The sequence below is a fragment of the Nostoc sp. CALU 1950 genome (assembly GCF_051172895.1).
Classification (GTDB): Bacteria; Cyanobacteriota; Cyanobacteriia; order Cyanobacteriales; family Nostocaceae; genus Nostoc; species Nostoc edaphicum_A.
This window is the reverse complement of sequence record NZ_JBDNJQ010000442.1, coordinates 1-353: the sequence shown is the minus strand read 5'-3', so window position 1 is coordinate 353 and position 353 is coordinate 1. Positions and strand designations below refer to the sequence as shown.

Here is a 353-nt window from a genome sequence, read left to right as displayed (position 1 = left end):
CTTCAAACCAATGAACATAACTGATTTTCTGACACATACAAGATTGTAAATAGCGGAATTTATCTAATAGCGTATGTCCCCATTCTTGTGGGATAGATAATATCTGTAAAATTAGATAAGCTATTAAACTAACGTAAATTTGTATGGTAATACCATTAACATTTTTAGTAATTAACTTGTCAAGTTTTAAGTGCATTTTTAAAAACTTCCACAACAATTCAACTCCCCAACGTAATCGATAAATATCCCTGATTTCATCATCACTAACGGCAGCCTCTCCTAATGTTGGTAAATTGGTTACTAATCGAAACTCAGTTTTTGTTTCTAAATCACAAAAATTAATGACTCTATAG

Annotated in this window: 1 protein-coding gene; it reads right to left on the bottom strand. The window is 30.6% G+C overall.

The window, feature by feature from the left end:
- On the bottom strand, window positions 1-353 hold a 353-nt coding region (locus tag ABF638_RS38360), incomplete at both ends, for a transposase (RefSeq protein WP_435027949.1).